The organism is Anaerophaga thermohalophila str. Valhall, from assembly GCF_000250735.1.
In the GTDB taxonomy this organism is placed as follows: Bacteria; Bacteroidota; Bacteroidia; order Bacteroidales; family Marinilabiliaceae; genus Anaerophaga; species Anaerophaga thermohalophila_A.
The window spans coordinates 1-9,752 of the sequence record NZ_AHZV01000013.1 but is presented as its reverse complement, the minus strand read 5'-3'; the positions used below and the strand labels follow the sequence as shown (position 1 = coordinate 9,752).

Annotated in this window: 6 protein-coding genes; 3 read left to right on the top strand and 3 right to left on the bottom strand. The window is 42.4% G+C overall.

Annotated features, from left to right (window positions below):
* Positions 1 to 61 precede the first annotated feature (61 nt).
* Positions 62 to 409, bottom strand: coding sequence for a 50S ribosomal protein L19 (gene rplS / locus OQ5_RS0100385; RefSeq protein WP_016775594.1), 348 nt, complete (start codon positions 407 to 409; stop codon positions 62 to 64).
* Positions 410 to 736: 327 nt separating this feature from the next.
* On the opposite strand from rplS, the gene OQ5_RS0100380 reads away from it, so the two are divergent.
* The 3 genes from OQ5_RS0100380 (at position 737) to OQ5_RS0100370 (ending at position 6,458) form a co-directional block, all read left to right on the top strand.
* The gene (locus tag OQ5_RS0100380) at positions 737 to 1,492 is read left to right on the top strand and encodes a lysophospholipid acyltransferase family protein (protein WP_016775593.1); all 756 of its coding nucleotides are present in this window, start codon (positions 737 to 739) and stop codon (positions 1,490 to 1,492) included.
* A gap of 3 nt (positions 1,493 to 1,495) precedes the next feature.
* Positions 1,496 to 3,472, top strand: a complete 1,977-nt coding sequence (locus OQ5_RS0100375) for an OmpA family protein (protein WP_016775592.1) — start codon at positions 1,496 to 1,498, stop codon at positions 3,470 to 3,472.
* A 79-nt stretch (positions 3,473 to 3,551) separates the two neighbouring features.
* Complete coding sequence (locus OQ5_RS0100370; protein WP_016775591.1) at positions 3,552 to 6,458, top strand: ligand-binding sensor domain-containing protein; 2,907 nt, start codon at positions 3,552 to 3,554, stop codon at positions 6,456 to 6,458.
* A 330-nt stretch (positions 6,459 to 6,788) separates the two neighbouring features.
* Here OQ5_RS0100370 and folD read toward each other — a convergent pair whose 3' ends face one another.
* The gene (folD, locus tag OQ5_RS0100365) at positions 6,789 to 7,670 is read right to left on the bottom strand and encodes a bifunctional methylenetetrahydrofolate dehydrogenase/methenyltetrahydrofolate cyclohydrolase FolD (RefSeq protein ID WP_016775590.1); all 882 of its coding nucleotides are present in this window, start codon (positions 7,668 to 7,670) and stop codon (positions 6,789 to 6,791) included.
* A 477-nt stretch (positions 7,671 to 8,147) separates the two neighbouring features.
* The gene (gene ffh / locus OQ5_RS0100360; protein ID WP_016775589.1) at positions 8,148 to 9,479 is read right to left on the bottom strand and encodes a signal recognition particle protein; all 1,332 of its coding nucleotides are present in this window, start codon (positions 9,477 to 9,479) and stop codon (positions 8,148 to 8,150) included.
* Positions 9,480 to 9,752 lie beyond the last annotated feature (273 nt).

The following is a 9,752-nucleotide window of genomic DNA, read 5'->3' as shown; positions in this document are numbered from 1 at the left end:
CGGATGACGTTTTTAATTCAGATATTTCCTCTTTCCCGGAAAAGTCGGGACTATGAAGAAATTAAACTCTTTTTTCCTTGATGCGGGCCTTTTTCCCGGTAAGTTGACGCAGATAGTAAATTCTTTTACGACGAACTTTACCTTTTCGGTTAACTTCAATTTTGTCAATAAACGGTGAGTTCATAGGGAAAATCCGTTCAATCCCCACGTTGTTGGAAATTTTCCGAACGGTAAAACGTTTATTATTCCCGCTGCCTTTAATCTGGATCACTGTTCCACGGAAAACCTGAACACGTTCTTTGTTTCCCTCTTTAATTTTGTAGTGAACCGAGATTGTGTCACCTGCGCCGAATTCGGGTATTTCAACCCCGGTCTTAAAGGACTCTTCAGCAACTTTCATCAAATCCATTGTATGTGCTTTTGAAGATTTAACTTAGCGTGCAATATTACATGACCCCTGTGTTCAGTAAGAGATTGCACGAATCGGGTGCAAAAGTAGTGTTTTAGTTTTAATTATGGAATTTTTTTTCAGGCATTTTTCATTAGTATAAAATTTATTTTTCAAGGCCTAATGGAACTCGCCCCTGCCTCCCATGGTTTATCGGGACTCGTTTCACCCGTTTTGCTTTCCATAACGGTTTTTTTCAACTGTGTGGCGATTTATGTTATTTTTGTGGCTTATAGACATATTGTAAAAATTTTTGCGAGTTTATAGACGAACACTAAATAAGATACGATGTCAGAAAAAACAACCGTTCCCTGGTGGTACTGGCCATACCAGTTATATAAATGGCCGGTTTATATTCCGCTCATGCTGATCAACTCGATTGTTTGCGCTATTCTTGCGGCTCTTTTTTCCATTTTAATATCGCCACGGGCAGGTGATTTCTGGGGAAAAGCCTGGGCAAAAATCACCTGTTGGATCACACCTGTCATCGTCAAAGTACACGGACGGGAAAATGTTACGCCTGGTCAATCTTATGTAATTGTGGCGAATCATCAAACCGGATTTGATATTTTCATGTTATATGGTTACCTGGGCATAAACTTTAAATGGATAATGAAAAAAGAATTGCGTAAACTTCCTTTTATCGGATATGCCAGCGAAAAAGTCGGACACATATTCATAGACCGTTCCTCTGCCCGTGCTGCTGTTAAATCGCTGGAAGAGGCACGCCAGAAGCTGACAAAAGGTTCGTCGGTAGTGATCTTTCCGGAAGGGACACGAAGCAAGTCTTCCACAATAAAACCGTTCAAGCGGGGAGCCTTCAAACTGGCCCTCGATTTGGAACTCCCTGTCTTGCCTGTAACCATTGTTAACTCGTGGCGTATTAAAAGAAATGGTTTTATGAACATTGTTCCCGGCCGGGCAGCGCTTGTTATTCATCCGCCCATTAAAACCTGCGACTTCACCGATAAGCCGGAGGAATTAATGAAAACTACACGCGAAGCAATCGAGCGTGGTAATAAACCGGAATTCGCAAGAAATTGAAGTATGAAGAGAATCCTTTTCCTTTTTATCGTGATAACACTGGTAATGGCCGAAGATGCCAATGCCCAGGAGAAATACAGCATCAGTAATAAACGCGCTATAAAAATTTATGAACAGGGTCGTGATGAATATGCTGCCGGGAATTACCAGGAAGCTAAAACGCTGTTGGAAAAAGCACTGAAACGCGAACCCGAATTCATAGAACCACTGCTTCTTTTGGGAGATTTATTTCATTCGCAGGAAAAATGGGAAAAAGAAATTGAAATCCTGAAAGCGGCACTCCGTATAGATTCCACTTTCTTTCCGCCAACCTGTCTGAACATTGCAAACGCTGCCTTTAACGCCGGTGATTACGATCAGTCATTAGATTACCTGGTTCGGTATAAAACAATGACCAACAACGAGAATGCCAGGAAGAGAGCCGATAATATGATTCGTCATGTTACTTTTGTAAAAAACACATTGAATGCGCCTTACGACATAGAACTAAAAAATGAAGGGCCCAATGTTAATAGTGATTTTGATGAATACTGGCCCAGTCTCACTGCCGATGAAAAAACCATGGTAATCACGGTACTTGTACCACGCGATATGAAATTGTACAGCGAAAAGGGTGGTGATCTACCAAAATCATCTATGTTCTTTCAGGAAGATTTTTATGTTTCACACTCCGATAGCAGCAGCGCATGGCAGCCACGCTCCCTTTTAAAAGGCAGGATCAATACTACCAGCAACGAGGGTGCACAAACGCTTTCGGCCGATGGCAACTGGATGTTTTTCACCGGATGCGGGCGCTCCGATTCCAAAGGAAGCTGCGATATCTACTTCTCCCAAAGAACCGAAACCGGATGGAGCGCCCCGGTTAATGTTGGTGCCCCGGTTAATTCGCCTTTCTGGGAGAGTCAGCCTCATTTTTCAGCCGATGGCAAGACGCTCTATTTCATAAGTTCAAGGCCCGACGGAGTTGGAGGAAAAGATATATGGAAAGCAACCGTCACGGGAACAAAAGATGACGGCACACCTTATTTCGGAAATCTGGAAAATCCGGGAAAACCGGTTAATACACCTCAGGATGAAAACTCGCCTTTTCTTCATCACGACGGTGAAACCCTTTATTTTTCATCAAACGGGCATCAGGGGCTCGGGGGAATGGATATTTTCATCAGTCAAAAGACAGACAGTGCCCAATGGTCTGAGCCAAAAAACATGGGTTACCCGCTCAATTCCCCAAAAGATGAAATAGGACTGATCGTAACGGCTAAAGGCAATCGTGCTTACTTTGCCACAGACGGACAAGATGCTGTCACCAAAGGGAAAGACATATACAGCTTTGAACTGCCTGAAGATTTTCGTCCAAATCCAGTTCTCTATGTAAAAGGGAAAGTATTCGATGCAGAAACCGGGGAAATGCTACCGGCCGATTTTGAACTGATCAACCTGGAAAACGAAGAAACTGTCGTTACCTCAAAAGGTAACAGATTTTCAGGACAATTTCTTGTTTGCCTCCCCACCGGCGGAGAATATGCATTCAAAGCCGACCACCCCGGCTATTTGTTCTATTCGGGCAATTTCAACCTGAAAGGAGAGCATCCGGCAGATAAGCCCTATTATCTCGACATTGGTCTGCAACCCATAAAAAAGGGAGCTTCTGTCAGGCTCGAAAATGTCTTCTTCGAAACCGATTCTTATGCTTTGAAACCGCAATCAAAGATAGAACTGAACGAAGTAGTTGCTTTTCTTAAAAACAACCCGGAGGTTCGTATTATGATTGAAGGCCATACCGACAATACAGGAACGGAAGAATATAACACCGAACTCTCGAAAAACAGGGCCCGTTCGGTATACGATTTCCTCATAGGGAAAGGTATCAGCGAAAAACGACTCGAATACAAAGGATATGGATTCAGCCGCCCGGTCGACACCAACGAAACGGAGGCAGGAAGGGCAAAAAACCGAAGAACCGAAATGCGGATACTTTAAGTTGTCAAATAAGCGACAAAAGGACTTGTATGAAAAATTAACGAGTTCCATACCACATTTTAAAACAAATTTTATCCGGATGAAAAAAAATCTGTTGTTTTTCTTTTTTTTCCTGTTGAATCTGTTTCATGCACCCGCCAATCCGGTTGAATACGGAATTTCAGATATTCAGTATTTTAACCGAAGGGAATACCACGGTGCTACACAAAACTGGAACATCGCTCAGGCTTCTAACGGATTGCTTTATTTTGCCAACAATAATGGTATTTTAGAATACGATGGTACCCATTGGCGAATGTTTCCGGGGCATCCCAATCTTACCAACAACCTGCCACGTTCGGTTTTTGTCGATGATGGTAAGGTATACATAGGAGCTACCGATGAATTTGGAGCTTACGAAAAAGATTCAACAGGTAATTTTCACTACCAGTCTCTTACCGACCGGTTTAATGTGCCTGACCTGGGAGATTTCTGGAACATTTTCAAAAAAAATGATCAGTTGATTTTTCAGTCGCACAACGGATTGTGTATCTATACTCCGGAGAAATCGGTGGATTTCATTCCGGCCATATCGCGCATTTCCGAAGCTTTCATGGTTAATGGAATGATTCTGGCACATGATGACAGTGAAGGGTTGATGGAATTAAGAAACAACACACTCTTTAAAATCCCGGGAGGAGAAACGTTTGTTGAAAAGACTGTAAGCAGCGTAGTAGCTCTTTCCAATAACCGGATTGTAATCGGTACTATGGACGACGGATTATATCTGTGGGACATGAATGGCATTCAAAAATGGGATGTTCCCGCAAGTAACTATTTAAAGGAGGCCAATATTTTTTGTGGTACCAAAGCCGGTGAAGACTTTGCTTTTGGAACCATTCAATCGGGTGTTGTCATCGTCGATTCCGGAGGAAATATTAAGATGATCGCCACCAAAGATAAAGGTCTGAACAATAATACCGTTCTTGACATCTTTACAGACAGGCAAAAAAACATCTGGACAGCGCTCGACAATGGAATTGCACGCATCAGCTACAATTCGGCGGTCAGTTTCATCCAGGGATACTTCGACATCGGAACAGGTTATTGCATGGAGAAAAAAGGAGAAAATTTTTATCTCGGCACCAACCAGGCCCTTTACACCATTACCAGTAAAAAATTCCGCAGCCCCACGAAAGACCGAACCGATTTTCACATGGTTGAAGGATCAAACGGCCAGGTTTGGAGTCTCTTCATCGACGAAATGACAGGAGAACTATTAATGGGGCACAACCTGGGCATCTTTCATATTGAGGATGAAAAGGCAGAGCTTATCTCACCCCCATCACTGAACGGCGCATGGACATTCCGGTATATTCCCGGAAACAAAGACATGTTGATGGTAGGAACTTATACCGGTCTTGTACTTCTGAAAAGAAATGAAAAAGACATCTGGGATTATTACAGAAGCATTGAAGGATTTCGGGAATCTTCCCGTTTTATAGAATGGGGACCAGATGGAACTCTCTGGGTGGCACACGGGCTTAAAGGAATTTTCAGACTCAGTTTCAACGAGGATTACTCGAGGGTCGTCAAAGTGGAGACCAATGATGACTTTAACGGAATAAGCAATTTCCAGGGCTTTTCCGCATCCCGAATAGACGACAGGGTTATTTTTACTTCCCCTGATGGAATTTACTCCCTATCGGATGAAAATTCTTTTACCAGGGATAAGTTAGAAACCTACTTCCAGGAAAGCGGAGCTTTTCCGGTGCAGTTACGTCAGGACAGGTATCATAACATCTGGTTCTTTGTAAACAATGGTGTTGGAGTTCTTCGACTACAGGAAGATGCAACGTATAAAAAAATCGATAATCCGCTTATTCCTCTTAAAAACAAACTTGTGGGAGGTTTTGAATCGGTTTTTGTACTGGACGAAGAGACGGCCTTCTTTGGTATTGAGGACGGATTTGGACAATATTCGGTAACCAATGATGTCAACTATTACCAACCTTTCCAGGCACATATTCGTGGTTTCAGAAGCCAGAAAAAGCCCGACCGGCTCTTTTTCTCAAGCAGTGACTCCCACCGGCAGAAGTATGTCCCAACTTTTAAATTCAAAGAAAATGCCTTCGACATAACTTTTTCAGCCACCTGGTTTGGCGGGGGCGAGCTTGAATATTCCACAATACTGGAAGGCTTTGAATCTGATTGGTCGCCATGGTCGAACATACAAAACCGTCAGTTCACACGATTACCAGAAGGTGAATATACATTTAAAGTCAGGGCCCGAAATGTTCACGGCGTCCAGACCAAGCCCGCCTCTTTTAAATTCGAGGTACTACCGCCCTGGTACAGAACTACCTGGGCCAAGACAGCATATATTGTGCTTGCTGTTATGCTGTTATTCACTATTTTGTGGATCACCAACAGAATTGTTGAGAAAAGCCGACAGAGGGAAAAGCTGCGTCAGCAACAAAAATACCGTGAACGAGAAGAACAATTAAAACGTGAAGCTCTGGAAAATGAAAAGGAAATGATAAGGCTGCGGAATGAAAAGCTACGGGACGATATGAAGCACAAAGAAAAAGAACTGGCCAATTCTACCATGCACATCATTCACAAAAATGAGTTTCTGATAAAGATAAAAGAGGAGCTTCAGAAAGCCAGAAAAGTAGGGGACAAAGATGTTATTGAAAAGAAAATTGCCTCGGTGGTACGTCAAATTGATCGCGACATAGACAATGAAGCACACTGGGAAATATTTGAAACCCACCTTGAACAGGTACATGAAGATTTCCTGAAGCGGCTGACTGAAAAACATCCTAATCTGACAGCCAGAGAAATGCGACTGGCTGCCTATTTGCGTATGAATATGACATCGAAAGAAATAGCTTCGCTGATGAATATTACCGCCCGGGCCGTGGAAAACAATCGTTACAAATTGCGAAAAAAACTCGATCTGGAACAAGGAGATAATCTGGTGGATTATATTATGAAAATTTAATTCGGTGGATTGAAGTCCTCCGCCCTAAAAAAACCGGACATTCTGAAACAGACTGTCCGGTTTTCATCAAATATATAGGAGGAATCTTTGTTCTTAAATTTAGACGATAAGATTATTGGATAATTAATGCTCGTCTATAAAGTAGGAAAAGTTTCCTACTTTTCATGTATCTGTTCAGAAAGTGCCGGTTGCAAGGCTTGCGAAGTCCGAAAACAGGGAGTTTACTCTTCGTAAATGAGTAATTTTCGGACGAGCGTAACACAGTAAATGGCACTTTATGGACATACACTAATTAGATTAGATGAATGAGGACATTATATTCATATATGATTAACTGGCATTCGCCGCTCGGGCTGCTTTAAGGGTATTGATGAGCAATGAAGCGCGGGTCATTGGCCCTACCCCACCCGGAACAGGAGTAATATAGCTACATTTGGGAGCAACTTCATCAAACACCACATCACCGGTCAGCTTAAAGCCCGATTTTGTTTTATCGGATGGAACCCTGGTTGTTCCTACATCAATAACAACAGCACCTTCTTTAACCATATCGGCTGTAACAAAACCAGGACTACCCAAAGCGGCAATCAGAATGTCGGCCTGTCTGCAAATTTCTTTCAAATTTTGGGTGCGGCTGTGACAAACAGTTACTGTGGCATTGCCGGGGTCTCCTTTCAAAGAGAGCAATATGCTCATTGGTCGTCCTACAATGTTGCTGCGTCCCAAAACCACGGCATGCTTACCGGATGTTTCAATATTGTAACGCTTTATAAGCTCCATTATTCCCTGAGGGGTTGCCGAAACAAAAGCCGGCAGGCCCATGGTCATCTGTCCTACATTTTGCGGATGAAACCCGTCAACGTCCTTCTTTGGGTCAATAGCAAGCGTGATCTTCTCTTCTGAAATATGCTTTGGCAGTGGCAACTGCACAATAAAGCCATCCACATTATCATCGTTGTTAAGATCGTGAACGCACTTCAGCAATTCATCTTCAGTAACATCGTCTTCATAGCGTATCAGGGATGACTTGAACCCGACTTCTTCACAATCTTTTATTTTGTAGGCCACATAACTTTCGCTACCGCCATCGTGACCCACCAGTACGGCTACCAAATGAGGTTCACGCACACCGTCGGCTTTCATTTTCTTTACTTCTTCAGCGATTTCCTGTTTAATGCTGCGAGCTGTTGCTTTTCCGTCGAGTAGTTCCATTAATAGATCGTTAGATTTTTAGATAATAGATTTAAGATGATTCGTATAACCTTAAACAATAGATTGTTAGATTTTTAGATATAAGATATAAGATGATTCCTATAATCTTGATATACTGCATTTTAATAAATACAACCTTTTAATAACAAGCAATTGGTTTGCAACGTATTGTAAAAAAAATTTAGCAGACTGTTGTAAAATATACTACATTTTAACGCAATATTTTACAGATGTATGGTAAGGTAGAAACACCCAAATTGGGCTTCTCTACACTCTCATAATAAAAACTTTGCGGCATTGCGTCTCTGCGTTTAAGTTTTTTTTTAACTGATATTGTTAACGAGAACCCGCCTTAATCACAAACAATTTATTTTTAGTGTATTGCAAAATTTAAACGGAATATTGCCAATAATTATAGAAATTTAAACAAAAAAAGGGAGAAGTCGCTGCATTGCGTCCTTCTCCCTTTCCAATATTTTATCTTCCCATCGGGAAATTACTCATCATCTTCGAGAGATTCTTGCCTTGCGTCATCATCCGCATGGCTTTTCGTGTATCTTCAAACTGCTTCATCAGCCGGTTGACTTCCTGTATTGATGTTCCGCTGCCTGCTGCAATCCGTTTGCGCCTGCTGCCATTTATAATTGACGGTTGTTGGCGTTCTTCCGGCGTCATCGAAGAAATAATTGCTTCCACACCCTTAAAAGCATCGTCATCGATATCCACGTTCTTCAACATCTTCCCCATGCCAGGGATCATTCCTGCCAAATCTTTCAGGTTACCCATCTTTTTAATCTGACGTATCTGTCCGATAAAGTCGTCAAAGTTAAACTGGTTTTTGGCAATTTTTTTCTGAAGCTTTTTGGCCTCTTCGGCATCATATTGTTCCTGAGCCTTCTCAACCAGCGAAACAATATCACCCATTCCCAGAATACGGTCGGCCATACGTGATGGATGAAATACATCAAGTGCATCCATCTTCTCACCCATCCCCACAAACTTAATGGGCTTATCGACTACGCTGCGTATAGAAATGGCAGCACCACCACGGGTATCACCATCGAGTTTGGTCAGAACAACACCGTCAAAATCAAGCCGGTCGTTAAATTCTTTAGCTGTATTCACAGCATCCTGACCGGTCATGGCATCCACCACAAACAAGGTCTCATGGGGCTTTACAGCATCCTTAATGGCAGATATCTCGTTCATCATCTGCTCATCAATGGCCAGACGACCGGCGGTGTCGATGATTACAACATCATGCCCTTTAGCCCTGGCTTCTTTGATGCCTGCTTTTGCAATTTTTACCGGATCGGTATTGCCCTCTTCGGTGTAAACAGGAACGCTGATTTGCTCGCCAAGAACCTGAAGCTGGTTGATGGCTGCCGGTCGGTAAACATCACCGGCAATGAGCATTGGATGCTTACCTCGTTTGTTTTTGATCAGATTGGCCAGTTTTCCGGAAAAAGTAGTTTTTCCCGATCCCTGAAGTCCTGCCACCAGTATCACAGCGGGATTACCTTTCAGGTTGATATCGGTAGAAGAGCCTCCCATTAGTTCGGCCAGCTCATCGTGGACAATTTTCACCATCATCTGCTGAGGCTTCACAGCTGTCAGCACGTTTTGCCCCAAAGCCTTTTCCTTAACCGTTTCGGTGAAATTCCTGGCCGTCTTAAAATTGACATCGGCATCCAGTAAGGCACGACGAATATCTTTAAGGGTTTCGGCCACATTGATTTCTGTGATCGTACCCTGACCTTTAAGTATCTTAAACGATCGCTCCAGTCTTTCCGATAGATTCTCAAACATCCTTCTTCAGGTTTTTATTTTGCTGCAAAAATAGAAAAATATCCGGGAAATGGAGAAATTAGAACTGGCAGATTCAATCCATCGTTCCTTTTAACAAAACTTCGATAAATTACTGGTAAATAACTAATAACCAATTGCCTAAAAACAAAGAAAACAGATTTCAACTCCTCTCATAAAAAAACTTTGCGTCACCGCGTCTCCGTGTTTTGGCTTTTTAACGGACTATTCTCAAACAATAGATTATTAGATTTTTAGATATAAGATGTTAACCTG

Excerpts from the sequence above, each read along its gene's own strand:
- rplS (WP_016775594.1), bottom strand. The coding sequence starts at position 409 with ATGGATTTGATGAAAGTTGCTGAAGAGTCCTTTAAGACCGGGGTTGAA.
- OQ5_RS0100380 (WP_016775593.1), top strand. The coding sequence starts at position 737 with ATGTCAGAAAAAACAACCGTTCCCTGGTGGTACTGGCCATACCAGTTA.
- OQ5_RS0100375 (WP_016775592.1), top strand. The coding sequence starts at position 1,496 with ATGAAGAGAATCCTTTTCCTTTTTATCGTGATAACACTGGTAATGGCC.
- OQ5_RS0100370 (WP_016775591.1), top strand. The coding sequence starts at position 3,552 with ATGAAAAAAAATCTGTTGTTTTTCTTTTTTTTCCTGTTGAATCTGTTT.
- folD (WP_016775590.1), bottom strand. The coding sequence starts at position 7,670 with ATGGAACTACTCGACGGAAAAGCAACAGCTCGCAGCATTAAACAGGAA.
- ffh (WP_016775589.1), bottom strand. The coding sequence starts at position 9,479 with ATGTTTGAGAATCTATCGGAAAGACTGGAGCGATCGTTTAAGATACTT.